General features: G+C 69.3%; 24 protein-coding genes. 17 read left to right on the top strand and 7 right to left on the bottom strand.

Features of this window, described 5'->3' with window-relative positions:
* Window positions 1-20: 20 nt before the first annotated feature.
* Together ACZ5WE_RS38165 and ACZ5WE_RS38160 are read right to left on the bottom strand one after the other, a co-directional pair.
* The gene (locus ACZ5WE_RS38165) at window positions 21-1634 is read right to left on the bottom strand and encodes an N-acyl-D-amino-acid deacylase family protein (protein ID WP_467696193.1); all 1614 of its coding nucleotides are present in this window, start codon (window positions 1632-1634) and stop codon (window positions 21-23) included.
* A 277-nt stretch (window positions 1635-1911) separates the two neighbouring features.
* Entirely contained in the window at window positions 1912-3219 is a 1308-nt protein-coding gene (locus ACZ5WE_RS38160) for an amino acid deaminase (RefSeq protein WP_467696192.1), read from the bottom strand.
* A 155-nt stretch (window positions 3220-3374) separates the two neighbouring features.
* Here ACZ5WE_RS38160 and ACZ5WE_RS38155 point away from each other — a divergent pair, with 155 nt between their 5' ends.
* The 4 genes from ACZ5WE_RS38155 (at window position 3375) to ACZ5WE_RS38140 (ending at window position 7218) form a co-directional block, all read left to right on the top strand.
* Window positions 3375-4418: a sugar kinase gene (locus ACZ5WE_RS38155; protein WP_467696201.1), complete on the top strand. Its 1044-nt coding sequence runs from the start codon at window positions 3375-3377 to the stop codon at window positions 4416-4418.
* Window positions 4415-5173: an IclR family transcriptional regulator gene (locus ACZ5WE_RS38150; protein WP_467696190.1), complete on the top strand. Its 759-nt coding sequence runs from the start codon at window positions 4415-4417 to the stop codon at window positions 5171-5173. The genes ACZ5WE_RS38155 and ACZ5WE_RS38150 overlap by 4 nt, the downstream gene beginning before the upstream one ends.
* Window positions 5174-5179: 6 nt before the next feature.
* Complete coding sequence (locus ACZ5WE_RS38145) at window positions 5180-5590, top strand: RidA family protein (protein WP_383331629.1); 411 nt, start codon at window positions 5180-5182, stop codon at window positions 5588-5590.
* A 137-nt stretch (window positions 5591-5727) separates the two neighbouring features.
* Window positions 5728-7218, top strand: a complete 1491-nt coding sequence (locus ACZ5WE_RS38140; RefSeq protein WP_467696189.1) for a GntP family permease — start codon at window positions 5728-5730, stop codon at window positions 7216-7218.
* A gap of 156 nt (window positions 7219-7374) precedes the next feature.
* Here ACZ5WE_RS38140 and ACZ5WE_RS38135 read toward each other — a convergent pair whose 3' ends face one another.
* Together ACZ5WE_RS38135 and ACZ5WE_RS38130 are read right to left on the bottom strand one after the other, a co-directional pair.
* Window positions 7375-8196, bottom strand: a complete 822-nt coding sequence (locus tag ACZ5WE_RS38135) for an MBL fold metallo-hydrolase (protein WP_467696187.1) — start codon at window positions 8194-8196, stop codon at window positions 7375-7377.
* 171 nt (window positions 8197-8367) lie between these two features.
* Window positions 8368-9732: a M14 family metallopeptidase gene (locus tag ACZ5WE_RS38130; protein WP_467696185.1), complete on the bottom strand. Its 1365-nt coding sequence runs from the start codon at window positions 9730-9732 to the stop codon at window positions 8368-8370.
* 161 nt (window positions 9733-9893) lie between these two features.
* Between ACZ5WE_RS38130 and ACZ5WE_RS38125 the strand changes: the two genes are divergently transcribed.
* Window positions 9894-11225 carry an Nramp family divalent metal transporter gene (locus ACZ5WE_RS38125; RefSeq protein WP_467696184.1) on the top strand — a complete coding sequence of 444 codons (1332 nt, stop codon included), beginning with the start codon at window positions 9894-9896 and terminating at the stop codon, window positions 11223-11225.
* 68 nt (window positions 11226-11293) lie between these two features.
* On the opposite strand, the gene ACZ5WE_RS38120 is transcribed toward ACZ5WE_RS38125, so the two are convergent.
* Window positions 11294-12307, bottom strand: coding sequence for a chitinase (locus ACZ5WE_RS38120; protein ID WP_467696182.1), 1014 nt, complete (start codon window positions 12305-12307; stop codon window positions 11294-11296).
* Between the two features lie 263 nt (window positions 12308-12570).
* Between ACZ5WE_RS38120 and ACZ5WE_RS38115 the strand changes: the two genes are divergently transcribed.
* From ACZ5WE_RS38115 to ACZ5WE_RS38065, 11 genes are all read left to right on the top strand, one after another.
* Entirely contained in the window at window positions 12571-13473 is a 903-nt protein-coding gene (locus ACZ5WE_RS38115) for a hypothetical protein (protein ID WP_467696181.1), read from the top strand.
* Window positions 13474-13567: 94 nt separating this feature from the next.
* Window positions 13568-14281, top strand: a complete 714-nt coding sequence (gene cpaB, locus ACZ5WE_RS38110) for a Flp pilus assembly protein CpaB (protein WP_467696180.1) — start codon at window positions 13568-13570, stop codon at window positions 14279-14281.
* Window positions 14282-14933: 652 nt separating this feature from the next.
* The gene (locus tag ACZ5WE_RS38105; protein ID WP_467696178.1) at window positions 14934-16544 is read left to right on the top strand and encodes an AAA family ATPase; all 1611 of its coding nucleotides are present in this window, start codon (window positions 14934-14936) and stop codon (window positions 16542-16544) included.
* 131 nt (window positions 16545-16675) lie between these two features.
* A complete protein-coding gene (locus tag ACZ5WE_RS38100; RefSeq protein ID WP_467696199.1) occupies window positions 16676-17005 on the top strand; it encodes a TadE/TadG family type IV pilus assembly protein in 330 nt (109 codons plus the stop codon).
* Between the two features lie 10 nt (window positions 17006-17015).
* The gene (locus tag ACZ5WE_RS38095) at window positions 17016-18374 is read left to right on the top strand and encodes a CpaF family protein (RefSeq protein WP_467696177.1); all 1359 of its coding nucleotides are present in this window, start codon (window positions 17016-17018) and stop codon (window positions 18372-18374) included.
* Window positions 18375-18420: 46 nt separating this feature from the next.
* A complete protein-coding gene (locus ACZ5WE_RS38090) occupies window positions 18421-19365 on the top strand; it encodes a type II secretion system F family protein (RefSeq protein ID WP_467696176.1) in 945 nt (314 codons plus the stop codon).
* Window positions 19366-19392: 27 nt separating this feature from the next.
* The gene (locus tag ACZ5WE_RS38085) at window positions 19393-20268 is read left to right on the top strand and encodes a DUF5936 domain-containing protein (RefSeq protein ID WP_467696198.1); all 876 of its coding nucleotides are present in this window, start codon (window positions 19393-19395) and stop codon (window positions 20266-20268) included.
* A gap of 475 nt (window positions 20269-20743) precedes the next feature.
* Window positions 20744-20932 carry a hypothetical protein gene (locus ACZ5WE_RS38080; RefSeq protein WP_467696196.1) on the top strand — a complete coding sequence of 63 codons (189 nt, stop codon included), beginning with the start codon at window positions 20744-20746 and terminating at the stop codon, window positions 20930-20932.
* Window positions 20929-21537, top strand: a complete 609-nt coding sequence (locus tag ACZ5WE_RS38075; protein WP_467696194.1) for a pilus assembly protein TadG-related protein — start codon at window positions 20929-20931, stop codon at window positions 21535-21537. The genes ACZ5WE_RS38080 and ACZ5WE_RS38075 overlap by 4 nt, the downstream gene beginning before the upstream one ends.
* A gap of 32 nt (window positions 21538-21569) precedes the next feature.
* Complete coding sequence (locus tag ACZ5WE_RS38070) at window positions 21570-22178, top strand: hypothetical protein (protein WP_467696174.1); 609 nt, start codon at window positions 21570-21572, stop codon at window positions 22176-22178.
* Window positions 22179-22181: 3 nt separating this feature from the next.
* Entirely contained in the window at window positions 22182-22832 is a 651-nt protein-coding gene (locus ACZ5WE_RS38065; RefSeq protein ID WP_467696173.1) for an OmpA family protein, read from the top strand.
* 69 nt (window positions 22833-22901) lie between these two features.
* Here ACZ5WE_RS38065 and ACZ5WE_RS38060 read toward each other — a convergent pair whose 3' ends face one another.
* Window positions 22902-23381 (bottom strand): hypothetical protein, encoded by a 480-nt coding sequence (locus ACZ5WE_RS38060; RefSeq protein WP_467696171.1) that lies wholly within the window; start codon window positions 23379-23381, stop codon window positions 22902-22904.
* A gap of 118 nt (window positions 23382-23499) precedes the next feature.
* Between ACZ5WE_RS38060 and ACZ5WE_RS38055 the strand changes: the two genes are divergently transcribed.
* Complete coding sequence (locus tag ACZ5WE_RS38055) at window positions 23500-24246, top strand: hypothetical protein (RefSeq protein ID WP_467696169.1); 747 nt, start codon at window positions 23500-23502, stop codon at window positions 24244-24246.
* A 23-nt stretch (window positions 24247-24269) separates the two neighbouring features.
* On the opposite strand, the gene ACZ5WE_RS38050 is transcribed toward ACZ5WE_RS38055, so the two are convergent.
* Complete coding sequence (locus ACZ5WE_RS38050; RefSeq protein ID WP_467696167.1) at window positions 24270-24521, bottom strand: hypothetical protein; 252 nt, start codon at window positions 24519-24521, stop codon at window positions 24270-24272.
* Between the last annotated feature and the right edge of the window lie 536 nt (window positions 24522-25057).

The raw sequence follows: 25057 nt of genomic DNA, 5'->3' as shown, positions 1-25057 counted from the left end.
TTCCGTGACCTCGCGCCCCCTTACGGAGTCCGGCGTACGGAACGTCCCGCGAGGACGTCCGTGCGTCGGCCCTCCTCCATCACGAACCTGCCCTCGATCAGGACGTACGGGATACCCGTCGGCAAGGTGCGGGGCGCGTCGAAGGTGGAGCCCGCCGCGACCGTCTCCGGGTCGAAGAGGACCAGGTCGGCGCGGTAGCCCTCGCGGACGATGCCCCGGTCGGGGAGGCGGAGACGGGCCGCCGGGCGGCCGGTGAGGTGGGCGACGCACTCTTCGAGGGTGAGGACGCCGAGCTCGCGTACGTAGCGGCCGAGGTACTGCGGGAACGTGCCGTACGCGCGCGGGTGCGGCTTGAAGCCCTGGAGGATGCCGTCGCTGCCGCCCGTGTGCACGGGGTGGCGCATGATCGCCTGGACGTTCTCCTCGTGGCCGACGTGCTGGAGGATCGTCGAGCCCAGCTTGTCGTTGATGAGGAGCCGGCGGGCGGTGATCCAGGGCTCCTCGCCGCGCTGCTCGGCGGACTGGGCGACGGTCTTGCCCACGCAGGAGGCCAGACCGGGGTCGCTCACGCCCGAGATCTCGATCTTGTCCCACTCGATCGGTACCCCGTGACAGCCGTCGGCGCCGATGACCTCCATGTGGTGGCGGATCTTCTCGGCGGTCTCGTCGTCCTGGAGCCGGGCGAGGATCGAGTCGGGCCCGCCCTCGCTCGCCCAGCTCGGCAGCATGGCGACGAGCGTCGTGCAGCCGGGGGTGTAGGGGTACGTGTCGAGGGTGATGTCCGCGCCGTCGGCGAGCGCGGTGTCGAGGAGGGCGAGCAGGTCGGGTGCCTTGCCCTTGTTCACGCCGAAGTTCATCGTGGCGTGCGCGAGGTGGAGGGGGCAGTTCGCGATGCGCGTGAGGTTGACCATCTCCTCGTACGCCTGGAGGGCGCCGGCGCCGTAACTGCGGTGGTGGGGGCAGTAGTAGCCGTTGAACTGGGCCACCACCTTGCAGAGCTCGGTGAGTTCGGAGTCGTCGGCGTACATGCCGGGGGTGTAGGTGAGGCCCGAGGACATCCCCACGGCGCCCTGCTCCATTCCCTCCGTGACGAGCTGCTTCATCCGCTCGACCTCGGCGGGGGTCGCCGGACGGTCGTCCCAGCCGACCGTGTACATGCGGACGGTGCCCTGGGGGATGAGGTAGGCCGCGTTCACGGCGGTGCCTTGCCCGCCGTGGGAGCGGTCCAGGCGGTCCAGGTACTCGCCGACGGTGCGCCAGTCGAAGTCGATGTCGCTGCCGTCGCCGTTCCAGCCGGTGATGGCCTGGCGGACCTGGGCGAGGGTGCGGTCGTCGACGGGGGCGTAGCTCAGCCCGTCCTGGCCGATGACCTCCAGGGTGACGCCCTGGGCGGCCTTCGCGCTGTGGTCCGGGTCGCGGAGGAGGGCGAGGTCGCTGTGGGCGTGCATGTCGATGAAACCGGGCGCGAGGGCCAGGCCATGGGCCTCGACCGTGCGGGCCCCCGTGGGGCGGGGGCCCGCGTCCCCCTCCCTGCGGATCTCGGTGATCCTGCCCTCGTGTACGGCGACGTCGGCTCGGTACGAGGCACCTCCGGTGCCGTCGATGACGCGGGCGTCCCGGATGACCAGGTCCATGGCGGTGCCTCTCCTGCTTGTCGCTTTGCTGCGGGCTGTACGTGATGCACCCGGCCTCCGGCCGGGTTGTGCTCCCACCCGCACCACCCGCACCACCCGCGCGACTCTCGTCGCTGTCGGGCTGCGGGGCAATCGGGTGGGTGGGTGGGAGGCATCCGCCGCGGAGCGGCGGTTCAGGCTCTTCGTCCGCGGACCCGGCTGCGGGGCAATCGGGTGGGTGGGCGGGAGACACCCGCCGCGGAGCGGCGGTTCAGAGGATCCGCCCGAGACCCAGGGGTCAGAAATAGGTGCGGATGTAATCCGTGACCGTTCCGTCCGCCTCGACGAGGGGGATCAGCTGCCACTTGTCGAACGAAGTGCAGGGGTGGGAGAGACCCAGGCCCACCCAGTCGCCCACGGCGAGATCCGCCTCGGGGGTCGTGCGGACCCACCCGTGCTGATCAGAGAGGCCCGTCACCGCGACCCCCGTCGCGGGCCGGTCCACCCCGCCCCGGTGGACGACCTGCGCCTCGGGCAGGTCGATGTCGTACGCCGCGTCCCGCTTCCCCGCGTTGATGAACGCCTGCTCCGTCGTCGGCCGGGACACCACCTGCGTCCAGAGCCGGAACGCGGGGTGCAGCGCGCCCTCGTCCGGGATCCGGTTGAAGGGGGTCAGATGGCGGTAGTGGCCGTCGTCATGAGAGACGTACGCCCCGGAGCGCAGCAACTTCACTACCGGCACCGACAGTTCTGGAAGCTCAGCGAAGACGTCCGCCACCGCGTCGAACCACGCGCTGCCACCCGCGCTGACGACGATCTCGTCCAGGTCCGCGAACCGGTTCGCCTTGTCGAACTCGACCGCGAGCGCGGTGAGCCGGCGCAGCCAGGCGCGCACCCGCTCGGGGGTCGCGTCGGGCACCTCGCCCTCGTACCCGGCGACGCCCACCAGGCGCAGCGTGTCCGCCGCCGCGACCGCGTTGGCGATCTCGACGCACTCGTCCTCGGTCCGCACACCGGTGCGTGCCCCGTCGCCCGCGCCGAGCTCCACCACGACATCGACGGGACGCGTCGCGCCCGCCTCGCGCAGCGCGGCGTCCATCAGGGCGACGCCGGGTACGGAATCGACGTAGCAGATGAAGCGGAAGGAGGGGTCCGCTGCCAGCTCGCCCGCGATCCAGCGCAGCGCCGCCGCGTCCACCAGCTCATTGGCGAGGAAGATCCGCTCCACCCCGTAGGCCCGCGCCACCCGCACCTGGTGCGGCACGGCGAGGGTGATGCCCCAGGCGCCACGCTCCAGCTGACGCGCGAAGAGCTGCGGTGCCATGGACGTCTTGCCGTGCGGGGCGAAGGCGAGGCCGTGCCGCTCGGAGTACGTCTCCATCAGCGCGAGGTTGTGCTCGAGGCGCTCGGCGGAGAGGGCGAGGACGGGGGTGGTGAAGCCCCCCGTGAAGAGGTTCCTGCGCTGGGCCGCGAGCTCGCCGACCGTCAGTCCCTCCGCGTCCGGCGGGAGGCCCTTGAAGCGGTGGTCGACCCGCTCTTCTGTGAGCCGGTCGAGCTCCCGGGCAGAACGTCCGGCGGAGCGGTCGACTGCGTTGTCGGCGGCCATGGCGCCTCCTTGAAAAGGTGCGTTGCGTTGTGTGCAACGGTCATTGCGTATGTCGCTTACTGCTGTCTAACATCCGAGCCAACGCCGGGTCAACGGATCCGGACCATCGCTTGAGGGGCAGGAAGATCGTGACCGCAGAGGCCGCGCAGGCAGCAATGGACGCGCAGGCAGCAGTGGACGTCGTCGCGCTCGGCGAGTCCATGGTCACGTTCCTGCCCTCCCGCGCGGGCCGCCTCGCCGACGTCCCCTCCTTCGATCGCGGGATCGGCGGCGCCGAGTCGAACGTCGCCTGCGCGCTCGCCGCGGCCGGACACCGCACCCGCTGGGTCAGCCGCGTAGGAGCCGACGGCTTCGGCGACCACCTCGTCGAGGCGATCGCCCGCTACGGCGTGGACACCCGGTGCGTCGGCCGCGACCCGCACCGCCCCACCGGCATCTACTTCCGCACCGCCGACGACCGCGACACCGACGCCCACGAGGTCCTCTACTACCGGGCCGGCTCCGCCGCGTCCGCCATGGCGCCGCGCAGCGTGGACCGCGAGGCCCTGGACGCGGGCCGCATCCTCCACCTCTCCGGCATCACCGCGGCCCTCTCCGCTGACTGCCTCGCCCTCCTGCGCGAACTGACCGGACCCCGCCCCGGCCGCCCCCTGGTGTCGTTCGACGTCAACTACCGCCCCGGCCTGTGGAGCGGCGAGGCGGGCGAAGGCCCCCGCGTCCTGCTCGACCTGGCCCGCGGCGCCGACCTCGTCTTCGTCGGCGAGGACGAGGCCGCCGACGCCTGGGGCGTCACCGGTGGCCCCGACGCCATCCGCGCCGCGCTCCCGGAGCCCGCGACCCTCGTCGTCAAGCAGGGCAGCGGCGGCGCCACCGTGTACACCGAAGGTGAGCCCGCCGTCTTCCAGGCCGCGCTCAAGGTCGATGTCGTCGCCCCCGTGGGCGCCGGTGACGCCTTCGCCGCCGGTTTCCTCTCCGCGACCCTGCGCGGACTGACCGCCGAGCGGCGCCTGCGCCACGGACACCTCATGGCGGCCGCCGCCCTCACCGTCCCCGGTGACCTCGCCACACCTGCCGCCAGGGCGCACACCGATCGTCTTGCCGCACTGGACGCCGAGGCCTGGGGGACACTTCGTCTCGGCCCGGGCTGGACGGACGGCGTCCCCGTGAACACTGAGGCCAAGGAGGAGGCACGTACATGAGTCAGACCGTCGACCGCGCCCTGTCCATCCTGCCGCTGCTCGCCGAAGGCCCCGCCGACCTCGGCCAGGTCGCCGAGCGTCTCGAGGTGCACAAGTCCACCGCCCTGCGGCTGTTGCGCACGCTCCACGAACACGGCTTGGTCTACCGCCAGTCCGACCAGCGCTACCGCCTGGGCGCCCGCCTCTTCGCGCTCGCCCAGGAGGCCGTCGAGAACCTCGACGTACGCGAGATCGCGCACCCCCACCTCCTCGCGCTCAACGAGAAGTGCGGCCACACCGTGCACCTCGCGGTCTACGAGGAGCAGGAAGTCCTCTACATCGACAAGGTCGAGAGCCGCTATCCGGTGCGGATGTACTCGCGCATCGGGAAGCCGGTGGCGATCACGGTCGCCGCCGTCGCCAAGCTGCTGCTCTCCGACTTTCCCGAGGCCGAGCGCCGCGCCATCGCGGAGAAGCTCGACTACCCCACGTACACGTCCCGTTCGACGCCCAACGCCGCCGCGTTCCTCAAGGAGCTGGCGACGGTGCGCGAGCAGGGATGGGCCACCGATCTCGGTGGCCACGAGGAGTCCATCAACTGCATCGGGGCCCCCATCCGCGGTGCGGACGGCCGCGTCGTCGCCGCCATGTCGGTCTCCGCGCCGAACGTCGTCGTCACCGCCGACGAACTCCTCACGCTGCTCCCACTGGTGCGCCGTACCGCGGACGCCATCAGCCGGGAGTACTCCGGCAAGTCACCCCTCAAGGAAGTCTGAACGACCATGACCGAGAAGACCGCGCTCACCCCGGCCACCCACACCACTCCGCCCGCGAAGTTCTCCCACGGCGTCAAGAAGGGCAACATCCTTCAGGTCGCCGGTCAGGTCGGCTTCCTCCCCGCCGAGGAGGGCAAGGCCCCCACCCCCGCGGGCCCCACCCTGCGCGAGCAGACCCTGCAGACCTTCGCCAACGTCAAGGCGATCCTCGAAGAGGGCGGCGCGACCTGGGACGACGTGATGATGATGCGCGTCTACCTCACGGACGTGGACCACTTCGCCGAGATGAACGAGATCTACAACGCGTACTTCGAGGAGCAGGGCCTCAAGGCCCCCGCCTCGGCCCGCACCACGGTCTACGTGGGCCTGCCCAAGGGCCTGCTCATCGAGATCGACGCGCTCGCCGTCCTCGGCTGATCAGCTGACGCCGCGGCATCTGAACTGAACAGAACCCCGCAAGCCGTACGTCTTCACGGCGCGGTGCCAACTCCCCTGGTGGCGCCGCGCCGTGATCCCCCCTGCCCCGAAAGCCCCATGCACTTACGAGGTCAAAGATGTCCCCGTCCCCCTTCGCCGCGCTCGCGGCCGCCGCCCCCGCCGAGACACCACCCCACACCGGCGGCATCCTCACCCTGATCGACGGAACCGCCGGTCTGCTGACCGTGGCCGCGCTCGGCATCGTGCTGCTCCTCTTCCTGATCATCAAGATCAGGCTGCAGCCCTTCGTGGCGCTGCTCGCGGTCTCCATAGTCGTCGGCCTCTCGGCCGGCCTCTCCGTCACCGAACTCTTCGGCACGGTCCAGAAGTCCGACGTGGTCTCCGTGATCGAGTCCGGCATGGGCGGCATCCTCGGGCATGTGGCGATCATCATCGGCCTCGGCACGATGCTCGGCGCGATCCTCGAAGTCTCGGGTGGGGCAGAGGTCCTTGCCTCCCGCCTCCTCGGTCTCTTCGGCGAGAAGCGCGCCCCCCTCGCGATGGGCCTGACGGGCCTCATATTCGGTATCCCGGTCTTCTTCGACGTCGGCATCTTCGTCCTCGCGCCGATCGTGTACGCCGCCGCCAAGCGCAGCAGCAAGTCGATCCTGCTCTACTGCCTGCCCCTGCTCGCGGGTCTGTCGATGACCCACGCGTTCCTGCCCCCGCACCCCGGCCCGGTGGCCGCGGCCGGTCTGCTCAAGGTGGACCTCGGCTGGGTCATCCTGATGGGCGTCCTCTGCGGCATCCCCGCCGTCATCGCCGCCTGGGTCTACTCCGCCTGGATCGGCAAGCGCATCTTCGTGCCCGTCCCGCAGGACATGGTCGAGGCCGCCGAGGAAGCCAGGTCGGCGGTCGTCGCCGAGCAGCGCGCCGCGGGCGTGGAGCCGCGCGAGAAGCCGGTGCCGCTGGGCATCGTCTTCGCGATCATCGGAACGCCGCTGTTCCTGATCCTCCTCGCGACCTTCTCGTCGATCGCCTTCGACCCCTCGACCCTGCGCAGCGTCATCGAGTTCTTCGGCAGCCCCTTCGTCGCCCTGACGATCGCGCTGCTCATGGCGTACTACCTGCTCGGCATCCGACGCGGCTGGTCCCGCAAGTCCCTTGAGACGGTGTCGACTTCGTCGCTCAAGCCGGTCGGCAACATCCTCCTGGTGGTCGGCGCGGGCGGCATCTTCGGCGCGGTCCTCAAGGCGAGCGGCGTGGCCACGGCCCTCTCGGACACCTTCCAGGACGTGGGCCTGCCCATCATCGTCCTCGCCTACCTGCTCTCCCTGGTGCTCCGCGTCGCCCAGGGCTCGGCAACGGTGGCGATCGTGACGACGGCGGGCATCGTGGCCCCCCTCCTCGCCGAGGGCGACCACTCGCAGGCGTTCGTCGCCCTGGTCATCATGGCGATCTCGGCGGGCTCGATCTTCGCCTCGCACGTGAACGACGGCGGTTTCTGGATGGTGGCGAAGTACTTCGGCATCTCGGAGCGGGACACGCTGAAGACGTGGACGGTCCTGGAGTCGGTGCTGTCACTGGCGGGCTTCGCGGTGGCGGCCGTGGTGAGCCTGTTCGTCTAGCGGCACCACTCCTTCTCGCACCTCACTCCCGTACGTCACGTTCGCACCTCACTCCCGCACCTCACTCCCGCACCTCACTCCCGTACGTCACCTTCGTACATCTCTCTCGTACGTCACCGAGGGCGCCCCGGGCCGTCGCGGCCCCGGGCGCCTTCGTCACGTCGCGACCGGGTGCCCGCCCGCGGGCTCGAAGCCGGCCAGCATCTGCTCCAGAGCCGCCTGGTCGGGACCCACGAACGGTGAGGCCCCGGGAGCCGATCCCAGCGTGTCCATCATCGTCCCGGTGATGCCGGTGGCCGGCGGCAGATGCGTGCACAGGACGATCTCGGGCGCACCGTCCCGCAGCGGCTGGAAGCTGTCCAGGAACTTCCCCTGGTCCACCACCTGCACCCAGGGGCTGTCGACCGTCGCCCACAGCAGCTGCGCGGCCCGCAGATCCGCCACGGGCACGTCGCGGGCGTCGTCGGCCTGTGCAAGGTCGGCTGTGGGCATCGGCCCTCCGAAGCAGTCGGAGCTGAAGCAGGCCCCCGACTTGTCGTCGAAGAAGCCCACCGTGGCCGGGTTGTCGAAGAGGGGTGGCCTGAACCCCGTGAGGGTGCGGTCGCCGACGTCCAGGCTCTGCCCCGGGTTGAGCAGATGGACGCGGTCGAGCGGCAGCGGGCGCTCACAGGACATGATCCCCGCCCCCGCGAACGTGGTCACGACCCTCGCCTTGGGCGCCGCGACCAGCAGGTCGAAGATCCCGCCGGTGTGGTCCCGGTCCGGGTGGGTGAGCCAGATCCAGCGCACATCGGCGGGATCGATGACGGTGGCGAGGGACTCCAGGAAGTTGCGGTCGGGCAGCCCGAGGCCGGTGTCGACGACGACCGGCTGGGAGGCGTGCAGCACGAAGGCGTTGACCGGTATGTGCCCGATTCCCGGTACTTCCAGGCTGTCGCTCAGGGCGCTGATGTCGGGGCGTACCTTGTGGACGCGCATGACACATCTCCATTCCCCCTCAGGGATGGTGATCGTGTCGCGGCCCTTATGTGTCTATCTGAGTCCATCTGAGTCCATCGTCGTCCTCTTCCGCCGCTTTTGCACCTGGGTGACGGGGGACGGCCGGGACGGGCCGGGGCCCCCGCCGGGCGGCGAGGGCCCCGGGTCCGCTCATCCGGTGCAGTACTGCTGCTCCTTGCCGATGGACCGGTACATGCAGTCCGAGTTCTCCAGGAGCTGCAGGACCGCGTCCCTGTTGCGGTTCGTCTCCCTCTCGATCACCTCGTCGGGCGGGTAGAAGCCGCCGCCGCCCGCGGACGAGGGGTACATCTCGAAGGTGTAGCTGAAGATCTTCTGGTTGCCCCAGAGCCAGTCGTCGATCGTGCCGTCCGTGATGTAGAGGTCACTGGCCTGCTCGGGGGTGTAGCCGTTGCTCGCGGCCATCTTGGTGCCGACGGCCGCGTGCGCGTCGCGGTCGTCCTTGGTCAGGCCGGGGGCCGTATCGCTGTACGTGTAGCCGTAGGGCCACAGGACCAGTTCGCTGTAGGTGTGGAAGTCGATGGCGGCCCTGATCTGCTGCTTGCCTCCGACGACGCGGCTGCGGACGAAGTCCGCGACCACCTTCACCTCGGGGGCCGACTCGGCGCTGCGGCCGCGGTAGGTCTCGGACCCCGTGGAGCCCGAAGAGCCGCCGCAGCAGCCCCACTTGTAGTTCCAGTTGCGGTTCAGGTCGGTGCCGACGCTCGACGAACCGCTGTTGGGCTGGCGGTTCTTGCGCCAGCTTCGGTAGGAGCCGGTCGCGATGTCGTACTCGCCGCCGTCCGGGTTCATGTCCGGCACGATCCAGATCTCGCGCTCGTCGACCATCTTCTTGACGCGCGCGTCCGTGCCGTAGTCGTCGCCGAGCTCGCGCAGCAGGTACAGCGCCATCTCGACGGTCAGGTGCTCGCGGGCGTGCTGGTGGTGGGTGAAGAGGACCTCGGGCTCGGCCTCGTCCGTGGCGACGTTGTCGCTGATCTTGATGGCGACGATGTCCCGGCCCGAGTAGGACTTGCCGATGACCCTCTTGCTCATCAGGGTCGGATGGGCCGCGATGCGCTGGTTGATCTCCGCGTTCATCTCCGCGTAGTTGTGGTACCTCGCGTCGGCGGGCGGAAAGTCCTCGGCCTCCACCGGCCCGCCGTTCGTACGCTTCGGTGGTCCGGCCAGGGCCTTGAGCTCGTAGCCCGCGTCCCGGAGCCCGGCGGCCTCGCGGCCGTCGGCCGAGACGACCACCGCGCGGGCGTCGACCTCGTCGATGGCGACACCGGTGCGGGCGAGCGCGGTGCGTGCGGCGCGGTCGTCGCGAAGGGGGATCTCGTACTGGCGCGTTTCGTTGTGGTCGGCCTTGTCGTCGGCCGTGTCGTCCGCCGCCGCGCTCCGGGCGGTCCGGTCGGTGGAGTCCGGTGATGCGTTGGCGGTGAGGGGCGCCGCCACGGCGAGGGCCAGAAGAACCGCGAGGGAGGCGGATCTTCTGCCGCGTATGCGAAGTCGCATGAAGTCTCCTGAGGGGTGGGGGGTGGTTCAGTGCGACGCGTGCGGTTCGGGGGTGCTGTGCGGGTCGCGCGGGCCCATCGTCGAGGCGTGGCATGTTCCGGTCAACGCTGTCTTCGGCCAACCCCTTGTGCCGCGCGCCGCCATGCGGTTTCTTGATCGGCATGGCTGATACGACAGGCAGTGGCACTGCCACGGGAGATGCGGCTCCCCAGCCCCGCAAGTCCAGCTGGAAATACATCGGACCCGGCATCGTCGTCGCCGCGACCGGCGTCGGCGCGGGCGACCTCGTCGCCACGCTCATCGCGGGCAGCAACTTCGGCTACACCCTGCTCTGGGCCGCCGTCATCGGCTGCGTGGTGAAGATCTCGCTCGCCGAGGCCTGCGGACGCTGGCACCTGGCGACCGGGCGCACCCTCTTCGACGGCTGGGCAAGCCTGGGCCGCTGGACGTCGTGGTACTTCGGGATCTACGTCGTGATCTGGGGCTTCGTGTACGGGGCGGCGGCCATGTCGTCGTCCGGCCTGCCGCTTCAGGCCCTCTTCCCCGACGTCATGGAACTCAAGTGGTGGGCGATCCTGACCGGCCTCGTCGGCCTGGTCTTCGTCTGGTTCAACAAGTACGCCGTCTTCGAGAAGGTCATGACGGTGCTCGTCGGCATCATGTTCGTCGTCACCCTCTATCTCGCCATCCGCGTCACCCCGAACCTGGGCGACGCGTTCGCGGGCCTGCTGCCGGTGCTGCCCGACGAGAAGGACTCCATCCTCAACACGCTCGGCCTGATCGGCGGCGTCGGCGGCACCATCACCCTTGCCGCGTACGGCTACTGGGTCAACGCCAAGGGCTGGACGAACACGGGCTGGATGAAGGTGATGCGGCTCGACAACCGCGTCGCCTACATCACCACAGGCGTCTTCGTCGTCTCCATGCTCTTCGTCGGCGCCGAGCTGCTGCACTCCGCGAACGTGGCGATCGCCGGCGGCGACAAGGGCCTGGTGCAGCTCTCCGACATCCTGGAGAAGGAGTACGGAGGCGCGACCGCCAAGCTCTTCCTGATCGGCTTCCTCGCCACGTCCTTCACCTCGTTGATCGGCGTCTGGCACGGCGTGAGCCTGATGTTCGCGGACTTCGTCGAGCGCTACCGCAAGCTGCGGGCGGGCGCCGACGACAAGGCGCTCTCCGGTACCGAGGTGGCGTCCGGGGCCCGCGAGAAGTCGGTGCCGTTTCGCGCGTACCTGCTGTGGCTCACCTTCCCGCCGATGGTTCTCCTCTTCCAGGGCGAGCCCTTCCGCCTGATCATCATCTACGGCGTGCTAGGCGCGGCCTTCATGCCGTTCCTCGCCCTCACCCTGGTCTGGCTCCTCAACTCCTCGCGCACACCGGGCGAGTGGCGCAACGGCTGGCTCAGCAACGGCATGCTGACGGTCGCGGGCCTGCTGTTCCTGGTCCTGTGCGTCAAGCAGATCTACGACCAGGACTGGGGGAACTTCTTCTGACGGGCAGCGCATGCCGCAGCGCCGCCGGGGGAGCGGCGGCGCTGCAGGTGTGAGGGATCGACCGCCGGTTACGGCAGGCCGTGGACGTGCGGGCCCACCGCCTTGGACCAGGAACTGCCGTCCGCGGCGTCCCAGTTCGTCGACCAGGCCATCGCGCCCCGGATGTCGGGGTACGTCTTGGACGGCTTGAAGGAACCGCAGCTGGTGCCCTTCGCCAGGCAGTCAAGGGCCTGGTTCACCACGGACGGTGAGACGTAGCCGCCGCCGGCCGCCTTCGCCGACGCCGGGACGCCTATGCCGACCTGGGACGGGGCGAGGCCGCCCTCCAGCTGGATGCAGGCGAGCGCGGTGAGGAAGTCCACGCTGCCCTGGCTGTAGACCTTGCCGTCACAGCCCAGCATCGAACCGCTGTTGTAGTACTGCATGTTGACGACCGTGAGGATGTCCTTCACCGCGAGCGCCGTCTTGAAGTACTCGTTCGACGTCGACTGCATGTCGATCGTCTGCGGCGCCATGGTCAGCACGAACCCCGAACCGGCTTTGCCCGAAAGGGACTTCAGGGCCTGCGACATGTACGTGGAGTTGAGCCCGTTCTCCAGGTCGATGTCGACGCCGTCGAAGCCGTACTCCTGCATGAGCTTGTACGCCGAGTCGGCGAAGGCGGTCGCCGAAGCGCCGTCGTTGACGGACACCGCGCCCTTCTCGCCGCCGACCGACAGGATCACGGACTTCCCGGCCGCCTGCTTGGCCTTGATGTCGGCCTTGAACTGGTCGACGGTGTACCCGCCGAGCCCGGCAGAGTCGAGGTTGAAGGCCAGCTCGCCCGGCGTGCCGGTCGCATCCGCGAACGAGACCGCGATGATGTCGTACTCGTCCTGTACGTCGCTCAGCTTCTGGACCGTGGCGCCGTTGTTGAAGTTCTGCCAGTAGCCCGTCACCGCGTGCTTCGGTACGGCGCGGGTGTCGGCGTCGGCGTTGTCGGCGCCGCCGGTGAGCAGGCCGGTGAGCGCGAGGGCGAGTGCCGTTGTCAGACCGATGACGGACCCTGCCTTCCTGCGTGTCCTGCCGCGTGAGTGGTCCACTTCTGCCTCCGGTGGGGGGAGTTGGGGCTTTCGGAGCGTTCCTGTGGGGGGCGTTCTTGGTCGTACAAGCTGGTCCAGACCAATCGGGTTGTCAATACCTCTGACGACACCTCTGACGGCACCTCCGACATCGCCTCTCACGCCACCCGGGCCCCGCGAGTCCGGCCAACCTCTGCGTGAACAGTGGGAAGTTGGGTGTTGAGCCGGCGATGACCTGGATAAGGTGCTGGGGCAGAAGTGCACGAAGACCGGGGGGTGTGCGTATGCCGACCGCCATAGCCGTCACCGGCCCTGACCTGGTGCTGCCGTCGCCCGACCGGCACACCCCGTCCGCGGCCGTCCTGCAGAGCGCCGTCCAGTCACCGCGGACGTACTCCCTGGACCAGGCGCTCACCGAGATGCACACGCTCATCGAGCATCACGGCTATGTGATCGTCCTGTGCCCCGCGTCGGCGCCGCCCGCCCTCGTCCAGCGCATGCACGCGATCCGCTCCGTCCTGGAGAGCGACCGCATCGCCATCCTGCGCCCGGACCTGCCGCCGCTCGGCCTCGCGGTCCTCGCGCTCCAGCTCCGCCAGCTATCCGTCTGCGACTTCAGCCCAGGCGTCCTCGCCTCGGCGGCCCGCCTCCTCTCCCACTACATCTACGCGGGCGCGCTGCTCGGCTCGGTGGCGAAGCTGGACCGGGTCCCGGTCACGCTCCAGTCCCACGCCAAGTCATGGATGCCGGGCACCCAGTTCGCCGTCCTGGCGACTCCCCGGCCCGAGCTGATCAAGGTGACGGGGGACGTGATGCTCCCCGGCCCCGGATTCGGCACGAAACTGCTGTACGCCACCGGGCAACTGGGGTCCGACTGGGTCACCGAAACCCTCGCCCCTGCCTGGCGGACGCAGGGGGCGACTCAGGCACGCCTGCCGGGAGAGTCCGCGCGCTGGTGGGCGACGGGCAAGCTCGTCGAGTTCGCCGCCGCGATCCCCGACATCTCCGTGCTCTACCAACTGGTGGCGTCCGTCCGTCGTGACGACTGCCACTGGTGCGGTCTCGAACTCATCGGCGACCGCTGCGGCTTCTGCGCCGCGCCGTTGTTGCCGCCACCCGAGCGTGCGGCGCCTGCTTCCGCCGCCCCCGTCTCAGCCGTACGGGCGCTGCCGCGAGGAGCGACGTAGAACCAGGTCCCTCTCGTGGACTGCCCCGAACTGAACGCGCGCCACCCCGCTCACTGTCCGTAACCGCCCGCACTCGATCGAGGTAGACCGGTTCATGAACTCACGCCAGCGCCGCGGCGTCATCCTGCTGGTCCTTTCGGTCCTGGCCGCGTTCGGCGCGTTCGCGGGCGTCCTGTCGGTGATCCGGGACGTGAACTCGAAGGTGGGGCCGGAAGTGGCCGCGTACAAGCTCAAGGGGGATATCGCCCCCTACAAGGAGCTGAGCGCGGACCAGTTCGAGAAGGTCGAGATGCCGGAGCGGTGGCTCTCGGAGAACGCGGTCACCGACCTCCGCCAGGTCCGCGGCAAGATCGCGGTGACCGAGCTGCGCAAGGGCTCGCTGCTCCAGACGGACATGATCGTCAATCGTCCCGAACTCGATCCGGGGCAACAGGAGATCGCCATCATGATCGACGCGGCGACGGGCGTGGCGGGCAAGATCACGCCGGGGTCGACGGTCAACATCTACGCCACCTTCAAGGGCGAGACCGACAACGCCAAGGACCAGTCGAAGGTCATCGTCGAGTCCGCGAAGGTGATCGACGTCGGCAAGCTGACAGCACTCGACCCCGACCAGGACGACCGCAGCAGCCGTCGTACGGCGACGGAAGCGGTGCCGATCACGTTCGCCCTGGACACGGCGGACGCCCAGCGCGTGGCGTACGCGGAGTCGTTCGCCACGCACGTGCGGCTCGCCCTGGTGGGCCAGGGCGAGGAGAGCACGATCCCGCGGGGCGACCGGACGTACACACTCGACGAGGACAAGTAGGGGGCCCGCGGATGTGCTGCACGTCCGAACCACGGCGTACCGCTCCCGCGGGGGGTGGCCACTCAGGGCCGCCGCTGCGCGGCGAAGCTCTTGCTCCCGCCATGAGCAGCTGCCCTGTGCCGCGGCTTCGCGGTGGGGTTCTTGCTCCCGCCGTGGTCGGCTGCCCTGGGCCACCGCTTCGCGGTGGGGTTCTTGCTCCCGCTGTGAGTAGCTGCCTTGTGCCGCGGCTTCGCGGCGGGGTTCTTGCTCCCGCCGTGGTCGGCTGCCCTGGGCCACCGCTTCGCGGCGGATCTTTCCCGCCCACCCACCCGATTGCCCGGCGGCGTGTGATGGGTGGTGCTGGGTCGTTCGCTCAGTGGGTGCTGCGGGGCGATCGGGTGGGTGGGCGGGAGAGGCCTGTTCGCCGGCGCCCACTGCCGAGTGGCCCTGCTCGGGACGTGCACCCCGCCGCAGGCGGAAGGCGCCCACTGCCGAGTGGGAATGCTCGGGGCGGCGCCCAGTTCCCCCCGGGCGGGAAGGGCCCACAGCCGAGTGGGAATGCGAGGGACGTCCAGCCCGCCGCAGGGCGAACGCGCCCGCTGCCGAGGGGCGATGCCCAGAACGTCCAGCCCGCCGCAGGCGCCCCGCACCCCCTGCCGGGAGGCGAAACCGCATGACGACCAGGATCCTCCCCGCCGTCGGGGACATGGACGCGGCCCGCGCGCTCTCGACGCTGACCGGGCAGCTCCCGGACGCCGAACCCGCCCTCCCCGTCGCAGACTCCACCGCCCTGCTCGACCACCTGGCAAGGCTCGCCGCGGAGTCGATCGACGAGCTCCCCGAAGTCGTCCTCATCCACGAGCGCATCGGCCCCGTCCCCGCCCTCGACCTGATCCGCGACCTCGTCCTCCGCTTCCCCGCGGTAGGCGTCGTCCTCATCACCGCCGACACCAGCCCCGCCCTCCTCACCGCCGCGATGGACTCCGGCGCGCGCGGCATCGTCGGCTTCCCCCTCGCGTACGACGCACTCGCCGAGCGGGTGCACGCGGCGGCCGCCTGGTCCGCGGGGATGCGCAGGCACCTGGGCAGCGCGGGCATAGAGCTCTACGCCGGCCCGGGGGAGACCCCGGGCGGCGGTGGCCACGTCGTCGCGGTGAGCGGGGCCAAGGGCGGCGTGGGGACCACCCTCGCCACGGTCCAACTCGCCCTTGCCGCAAGGGCATCCGGCCGCAGCGTCGCCCTCCTCGATCTGGACCTGCAGGCCGGCGACGTCTCCTCGTACCTGGATGTCCAGTTCCGCCGCTCCATCGCCGACCTCGCGTCGATCACCGACATCACCCCCCGCGTACTCCAGGACGCCGTCTACACCCACGAGACCGGCATCGGCCTCCTCCTCGCCCCCGGCGAGGGCGAGCAGGGCGAGGAGATCACCGACCGGGTGGCCCGCCAGACGCTCAGCGCCCTGCGCAGCCGCTACGACGTCGTACTCGTCGACTGCGGTACGTACGTCACAGGGGCGAGCGCGGCCGCCATCGAACTCGCCGACCAGGCAGTCCTGTTGGTCACTCCGGACGTCGTCTCCGTACGGGCCGCCAAGCGCATGGTGCGCCTGTGGGACCGTCTCCAGATCCGCAAGGCCGAAGAGACGCTCACGGTCGTCAACCGCCATGGCAAGGGTGCGGAGATCCAGCCCTCCCTGGTGGAGCGGGTGACGGGGACACGCGTGGCCCGCACCACCGTCCCCGCGAACTTCAAGGAGCTGCAGGGCGCGGTCGACGCAGGACGCATGCAGGACCTGGACAGCAAGTCCTCGGTGAAGCAGGCGCTGTGGGCGCTGGCGGGTGAACTGGGCCTGGTGGACCCGGAGGCGGCATCCGGCGGGACCAAGCGGCTGACCCTGCGAAAGCGGGTCGGCGGCGACCGGGGCGCGGTCACCCTGGAGTTCGCCGGGATGTTCCCGCTGCTGCTCACCGTGATGGGCCTCCTGTGGCAGTGCGCGCTGTACGGCTACACGTTCTCCCTCGCGGGAAACGCGGCGGACGAGGCCGCGCGGGCGGCGACGGCGGCGTACGCGGTGGGGGAGGGCGGCGCCGCGGCGTGCGAGGCCGCGGCGAAGGAGCACCTGCCGTCCGCGTGGCAGGGCGCGGAGGTGGCCTGCACCGACGAGGGAGCGGTGTGGAAGGCCCACGTGGACGCGGACGTGCCGCTGTTCTTCCCCGGGATCGACGCGGGGTGGAGCGTCAGCGGGGAGGCAGGGGCGGCGAAGGAGGGCGAGGACGGATGATGCGGCTGGAGATCCAGCCCGTCCGGCGTTTGAGGACGAACTCTTTGAGGACGAACTCGGCGAAGCCGGTGACCGACGGCAAGCATCGGCTCCGGCACAGGAATCCCCGCTGGAACGACCGCGGCGTATCCATGCTCGAATTCGTCGGCTTCCTCCCCATCCTGCTCCTCATCGGCCTGGCCGCCATCCAACTGGGCCTCGTCGGTTACGCGGTGAACCAGGCAGGATCGGGCGCCCGCGCGGCAGCACGCGTCGCCTCCCAGGGCGAGGGCGGCGAGGCCGCGGGCCTGGCGGCGATGGACGGCAGCCTCGACGCCCAGGTCGCCATCAGCGGCGGCGGCGCCACGACGACAGCGGAAGTGACCGTCCAAGTCCCCACCCTGCTCCCCTTCGTGGACGCCGGCTGGTCCGTCACGAAGTCGGCCACCATGCCCAACGACGATGACGAAGACGGGAGCTGAGAGAGAACAGATGAGCCTCCGCGACCGCATAGCGGCCCCGAACGACCACGGCAAGGGGAACGACCCCAGCCGCGACGACAGCCTCGTGGCCGTCTACCGCTCCAAGCTCCTGGAAGAGATCGACCTCGCCGAGATGTCGTCCCTGACGACGGCGGACCGCCGCGTCCGCCTCGAACGCGTGATGGGCCACATCATCAGCCGAGAGGGCCCTGTCCTCTCGACCTCGGAACGCTCCCAGCTCATCCGCCGCGTCGTGGACGAGGCCCTGGGACTCGGCGTACTGGAACCGCTCCTCGCCGACGCCTCCATCACGGAAATCATGGTGAACGGCCCGGACTCGATCTTCGTGGAACGGGCGGGACGCGTCGAACAGCTCCCCCTCCGCTTCGCGTCGAACGACCAGCTCATGCAGACCATCGAGCGCATCGTCTCCACGGTCAACCGCCGCGTCGACGAGTCGAACCCGATGGTCGACGCGCGCCTGCCCACCGGCGAGCGAGTGAACGTGATCATCCCTCCGCTGGCCCTCACCGGCGCCACGCTCACCATCCGCCGCTTCCCCCGCGCGTACACGCTGCACGAGCTCATCGGCCTCGGCTCGCTCGACGAACACATGCTGCTCCTGCTCTCCGCCTTCGTACGGGCCCGTTTCAACATCATCGTCAGCGGCGGCACCGGCTCCGGAAAGACGACGCTCCTCAACGCCCTCTCCGGCCTCCTCCCCGCCCACGAACGCATCATCACCATCGAGGACTCGGCCGAACTGCAACTCCAGCAGGACCACGTCATCCGGCTGGAATCCCGCCCGCCGAACGTCGAGGGCAAGGGCCAGATCACCATCCGCGACCTGGTCCGCAACAGCCTCCGTATGCGCCCCGACCGCATCATCGTCGGCGAGGTCCGAGGCGGCGAAACCCTCGACATGCTGCAAGCCATGTCGACGGGCCACGACGGCTCCCTCGCCACGGTCCACGCGAACACGGCGGAGGACGCCCTCATGCGTCTGCAGACCCTCGGCTCGATGTCGGAGGTCCAGATCCCCTTCGAGGCCCTGAAGGACCAGATCAACTCGGCGGTGGACGTGGTCGTCCAGCTCGCCCGGCACGCGGACGGCTCCCGCAAGATCGCCGAGATCGTCCTACTCGTCTCGCACGGCCGCGAACAGTTCCGCATCGCCCCGGTGACCCGCTTCGTGCCACATCAGCCGGGAGGCGGCGGCCTGGACCGCCGGGTGCACGGCTACTTCGAGCACCTGCCCCTTCCGCGTTCCGTCGCCGAGCGGCTGTACGTGGCGGGAGAGCCGGTGCCGCCCGGATTCGGCGTGGCCCAGGCCATCGACGTACTGAACACGAGAGAGGCGATCGGATGAGCACGAGGTCGCGTACGGCCTCGCGTACGAGAGAGGCCACCGGCTGATGGAGAACCAATCCGCCCTCCTGGCCCTCGGCGCCACGATCCTGACGGGCACGCTCGCCGTCGCGGGAGTCCACTCGTACGCGTCGGGCCGTGCCCAGCGTCAGGCGCTGGTCGATCGCCTGGCGATCGGCCCCGGCACCGGAGAGCGGCCGGGCCGCGGCAGGCGCTTCGGCGCGGTCGACCGCCGCCTGCGCCGCACCCGCCTGGGCCGCTCCATCCACCTGCGCCTCTCGGCGACGGGCCTCGACCTCACGGCGGGCGAGTTCTTCATCTACGTCGTGGCGGTCGTCACGGCGCTGTGGCTGATGGCGGCGGCCACGCTGGCCCCCTTCTTCGGCCCGATCGCGGGCGTCATGGCGGTCTGGAGCGCGGTTGTCTTCCTCAACTGGCAACGCCAGAAGCGAATTGAGGCCTTCATCAACCAACTCCCGGACGTGGCACGCATCCTGGCCAACGCGACGGCCGCAGGCCTGGCGCTACGCACATCACTGGCGATGGCTGCCGAGGAACTGGAGGCACCAGCGGGCGAGGAACTGTCGATGGTGGCAGACCAGTTGACGCTGGGCCGCTCGGTCGACGACACACTGGGCGAACTGGCGGAACGCCTCCCATCCCGCGAACTGATAGTCCTCGTGACGACCCTGATCCTCTCCAACAAGGCGGGCGGCTCGGTGGTGAATTCCCTCCGAAACCTCACCCAGACCCTGGAGGACCGCAAGGAGACAAGACGCGAGGTCCGGACCATGCTCTCGGAGGTCCACGCGACGGCGTTCACGGTCCCGCTCCTGGGCCTCGGCTCCCTGCTCCTGATCAACTCGTCCAACGAGGGCGCGCTGGCGAGGGTGACAGGTTCCCCGATGGGCCAGATGCTGATCCTGATCGCGCTGGGCCTGTACGCGGTGGGCTTCTTCGTGATCAGGCGCCTCGGCAAGATCGAAGTGTAGGGAGCGTTCAACGTGTTCGGTCTGGCGATGGCGGCGGTGATGGGCCTCGCGGTGGCGGGAGTGTGCCAAGGCATCCGCATGTACCGAGCGGAGGCGAAACTCCCCTCGGACCTGGCGATCGCCCTGGAGGTAGGAGCCACCCGCGTCTCGACGGCAGGCTCGGCGGTGGACCGCCTGGGCATGCGCTTCGCGCCGCTGGTCCTGCGCCTGATGGGCCCGAAGAGGGTGGACGCCAAACGCCGCAGGATAGACATGGCGGGCAACCCTGGAGGCCTGACGATCGACCGCTACGCGGCGCGCAGAGCGGTGTACGGCCTCTTCGGCTCAGTCATGGGCCTCGTCTTCCTCACCAACGGCTCCGCACTCTTCGGCGTGCTCACCTTCGCCTTCGGAGTGACGGCGGCGGACGCGCTGATCTGGCAGGCGATACGGGAACGTCGCGAGGTCATCGACCGCACGCTGCCGGACTTCCTGGACGTCCTCGCGGTGGTGGTGTCGGCGGGCCTCGGCTTCCGCCAGGCGCTGGACCGCGTAGCGGAACGCTACGAGGGCCCCTGGGCGGACGAACTACGCATCACACTGCGCCAGATGGACATGGGAGTGAGCCGCCGCCAGGCCTTCGACGAACTGCGCCGCAGGAACGCCTCCGAACAGGTCTCCCAGTTCGTCTCGGCGCTCCAGCAGGGCGAGGAACTGGGCTCACCGATCGCGGACACACTGATCCAACTGGCAACGGACATGCGCCGCACGGACGCCCAGAACTCCCGCCGCAGGGCGGCGAAGACGATCCCCAAGGCAACGATGGTGACGCTGGTGTTCATGCTTCCGGCCACGATGATTCTGATCGCGGCGGGGATGTTCCTCGGTTCGGGGTCGGACTTCGGCTCGATCCTGGGAAAGTGAGGGTGCGATGACCGGTTCGGAGTGCTGCGGGACGGGCGCTGGTATCAAGCCACTGGACGAAACCTCTTCGCGCCTGCAACCAAATATGGGACAGTCGCCCGGAGGGTGGGATGGGTGCGGTAACCCCGGGGGCGGCCCCGATCGGGACCTCCTCCCCCAACCGACCTTTGCAAAAGGTGAGTTCACGGAATTCGCGGGAGGGGAAGTCGTGAAACGCATCACCCCGCCGACCAACCGGTCACGGACCTCCGCCGCATGCCCCCGGGGTGCGTGATGACCTCACCACCGGGGAAGGGAACCCGCCAACTTCCGCGTAACAGAAGGTATTGGTTGCGGAGAGTGGCTGTTGGGTCACAAGATCTCGCGTACGTTGCCTATGACGACAGCGACGTCGGAAGTGGTTGCGCCAGCAGTGCGGGTATCGGGTGGGAGAGAAGGGGCCGTCGTGCTGAAGGATCGCGTACTCAGAGTCTGGATCGACTGGACGGTGACCGTTGCTTCCCGGGTTCGGGGGAGGGGGCGGGATGCGGGGGCTGGGTTTGTGGAGTATGCGGGTCTCATGATTCTCATCGCGGGGATCTTTGTTCTCATCGACGGCTTGGGGCTCGACGGTCAGATCTCCGGAGCGATTCAGGACGCGGTGTCAGACGTGATCGGCGGCTGAGGCGGACACGCCACCTCAATGACACAGGGCAGACTCTCCCCATCTACATCTGGATGACGGGGATTCTGCTCTTTGTTGCGTTCGCGTTCTTCGCGTTCGCGCAAGCCGCGTCCGCGCGGAACGGCGCCCAGTCCGCAGCTGACGCTGCATCCTTGGCGGCCGCCCAGGAAGCCAGAGATGAACTTGTCGATGGGCTGGAGGCATCCCTCGGTGAAGGTGACGACTGGATCGACTGGCTGGGTGGCGACAAGGCCGTTGGTGAGGGGGCTGGCAGTGCGGCGGATGCGCTGGCTGCGGACAACGACTCGGCCGTGAGGGATTTCGGGGCGGCCGAAGTGAATGGCTACCCGGGCTTCTGGGTGAAGGTCGAGACCAACTACTCCGTTGGAGACTCGATCATTCCCGGCACGGAGAGTCGGCACGCCACGGCCGAGGCCACCGCCGTTATCAAGCCGCTCTGTGATGTTGCTCCTTCCGCAGAACCGGAGAAGTCCGTGGAATTCGACTGCGACGGCGGCGAAGCTTTCGAGATCGATCCGGATGACTTCGATCTCGACGATCTTCCGGACGCATCCGTGCTCTTCTCTGTCCACCTGGCTGATTGATGAGTGGCCGACGAAAGAAGGAAGCTGTACCGATGAATATTCGGCACACCACAAAGGCTCGTAGGGCAATGACCGCTGTGGCGATCACTACTGGGCTGGTCCTCGCGGTCGTCGGCTGCGGTGGTGGGGGAGATGACAGTGACGACAAGTCGGAGAAAGGCGCTTCGTCACCCGCGGCGACCAAGAGCGACGGTGGTGACGAGGACAAGAATGAGGAGACCAAAGGTCCCGCAACGGATCAGGTATTGGCAGAGGTGAAGGGCGAGGAGAACATCACACTGACAGTCTCGTCCGCCCTTCGAGATGAGGGCGGCTTCGTCACGGTATCGGGCAAGGTGACGAACAGCGGGGGCAAGTTCTGGGCTGCTGCCAACTGGCGGGGCGAGGAGCGCGAGCTGAACAAGAACGGTTCATCGGTGGCGGGCGCCAACCTGGTCGACAACTCGGGGAAGAAGAAGTACTTCGTCCTTCGTGACACCGAGGGGCGGTGCCTGTGCACCAAGTTCACCGGCGGTGTGAAGCCTGGTCAAACCGCCGATTGGTACGCCCAGTTCCCTGCCCCGCCGGAAGGCACGACCAAAGTCGAGTTCCAGGTAGGCGCCATGCCCCCCGCTGCCATCGAACTCTCCGAGGGCGAGTGACCCATGGCCCACCCACGATCACGCACCCTCACCACAGCCACCGCCACCCTCACGGCCCTGGTCCTCCTGACCGGCACCCCCGCCTCCGCAGATGACGCAGACCCCAGCGCGCCCCCGGGCAGCAGCACCACATCGCCACCCCCGGAGGTCGACTCCAACAGCCCCGGTCTGAAGCTCGCCGACGGCGCGACCCTCGCCCCGGCGAAGGTCCTGGACATCAAGTCCGTGGTCGAAGACCTCGGCGGCGAGGAGCGCCGCGAGGACACGAACACGGACGTGAAGTTCGCGCTGCAGGCGGAGGTCCTGTTCCCCAAGGACAGCAACAAGCTGAACCCGGAGGCGAACGCCCGTATCAAGGCGATCGCGGAAGAGGCCAAGGCCCAGAAGGCGACGAACGTCAGGGTGTTCGGCTTCACGGACAACCTCGGCTCGTACAGCCACGGCAAGACCCTGTCCCGCAAGCGCGCGGAAGCGGTGCACGACAAGCTGGCGAGCTACCTGGGCCCCGAGGTCACGTACTCCGTACGCGGCTACAGCGAGGACTATCCGATCGCGGACAACACCTCCGAACAGGGCCGCAAGAAGAACCGCCGGGTCGAGGTCACGTTCCCGCGGGGGACGGCAGGAGGCGGCGACACGGGTACGCAGAGCTAGGCGACGGCCTCAGAGCACCGGGCGTACCGTGCGGCCACGCCGAGCAGGCGGGTGACCCACATCGGCAAACTACTTGCCGCACTCGGCCAAGTAGCGATCGAAGGCATGGTGCCTGGCCTCCCCCGCGATGGCCTCCGTGTACGCGTCCGCGCGCAGGACCCCGGCCGCGAGGTGGGTGTCGTCCTCAAGGTTCTCCGTGTCCGCGCACGCCACGACCACGATCCAGTCGGCATGCGTCCCCGCGTCCTTCGCGGTGCCGTACGTCGCCTTGGCGCCGGTGACAGGCTTGGACAGGTCGTACGACACCATCGACGACGCCGACGGCAACCCCCCTTCCACCTGGGCGACGGTCTGACCGACGAACGAGGCGACCCGCGCACGGCCGGGCTCGTCCGCCTGATCGCCGCCGGCGCCGCACCCGCTGATCAGCATCAAGGCTCCCGCGATGACGATGGCCATGGCGGCGCTCCCGGCCGCCTTCGCCCGATCAGTCGTGACCGACAGGGCGGGTGCGGCTCCGGCGATACGAGGCGTAGAGCTCAGGCGCATGTGCGTTCCCCATTGTTGATCTTGGTCGCCAAAGATCGTACGCGACTGCTCACCCCATCTGACCTGCGCGTTGCCGAGACAGCTGCCCAGGCCTCTCATCCCGGACCACAAATGCCCCATGGCCAGAGACGACAGAGACGTCAGCGAGGCCAGCGAGATCAGCGAGAGCGAGTGGGAGCGAGTGGGAGAGAATCCGGGCCGGACTGCGCTTCGGGCAGGTCTTCACGGGGACGGTCGTCCGGGCCCCCAGGCCCGGCGCGCGATCGGGCTCTTCGTGGACATCGGGTTGCCGGTGGGCGGCTTCGTCGACGTCCTGCTCTTGCCGAGGGCAGCGGAGGCCTGGCCGGCAGAAGGCACGGTCACGCGCTTCGAGGTGTGGTGGGCGGCCCCGAAGCAGATGCAGATCCGCCTGAAGCCGGTCGAACCGGCCTATCTGAACGAGGACTTCGACGAGCTCGTGGCCAGCCGGCACCCCGGGTGGCCCTCCCGCGCAGGGCAGCCCATGGACTACATGGAGCGGATGATCGAGACCCTGGAGCGGGAGTTCCGTGCCGAGGAGGGAAGCTTCCTGCTCCGACTGCGATCCGACCTGACCTGGGACCGGGTCGCCTTCACCCGCCTGGAACGGGCCATGCGAGCCGTCTGCGCACACTTCCAGTCGGCATCCAAGCTCGACCGTTGGTTGGCCGAGGGCTTCTACGAGGTCGCGACGGCAGTGTCGGCGTGGACCGCACACCCCGACTTCCCGCGCCCGACTCCCGCCGCCTACTACGAGGACTGCCTGGAACGTATCGGTGACCTGGCCGACTGGTTCTTCAGGGGCGAGTCCTCGTACGGCGAAGGGCATGTTTGGGCCGACCTCTGAGAACGGCCCTCCGGCAGCCGGCCTCACACATAACCTGTCGCCATGGGGCGGATACGCACACTCGCGGTCTCGTGCGGCGTCAGCGCCATAACGCTGATCACCGCGTGCGGGAACGAAACCGCGGCCCCTTCCACCCCCGGCCCGCGCTCGGGGGACGGCGCGATGATGTGCTTCTGGGCAGGCACCACGAGGCCCCCGCCTCCGTCCGCCACGTCCACCGGCTGCCCGGAGGAGCCCTCGCCGGGCCCCTTGGCGGCAACGGTCACAGTGGTCATGACCCCGCACTGGAAGCGGACGTGGGGTTGGCGCAACCCCGTCTGCTCGCCGCGTCAGACAGCAGGGGTGACCCGCCATGGGACGGAGCTCCGGTGCGGCGAGGGTGGCGGAGGGTGGACGTGGCGTTGGCGCTTCCGGCCGCACGAGGAAATGCGCTGCGTGGACGAGGGTGAGTGGAGCATCCTGAGCTCCGGGTGGGGCCTCGCGTGCAGGAACGGCACCTGGCGCCGGGAGCTGCTCGACGACCCGCCTTCGCGCGCCCCGTCGCCGCGCGACTGGCCCAGGCAGGGCCCCGGCAAGATCCCGAACCCACGGGGTCTCACAGCCCACGCCGCGCCTGACTGACCGTGCAGCGCGAGTGGCGGGCCTGTCACCTACCGCCCCAACGCAGCCGACACGCGCCCCGCACCTTGCCGACGGGTTTCCCGCACGTGCTGATCGAGGGCAGGTTCGTGATGGAGGAGGGCCGACGCACGGACGTCCTGGCGGGACGTTCCGTACGCCGGACTCCGTAAGGGGGCGCGAGGTCACCGAG

It is taken from the genome of Streptomyces sp. NPDC033180, assembly GCF_055577645.1.
The sequence above is the reverse complement of the archived record's forward strand: the minus strand, read 5'-3'. Positions and strand labels throughout refer to the sequence as shown.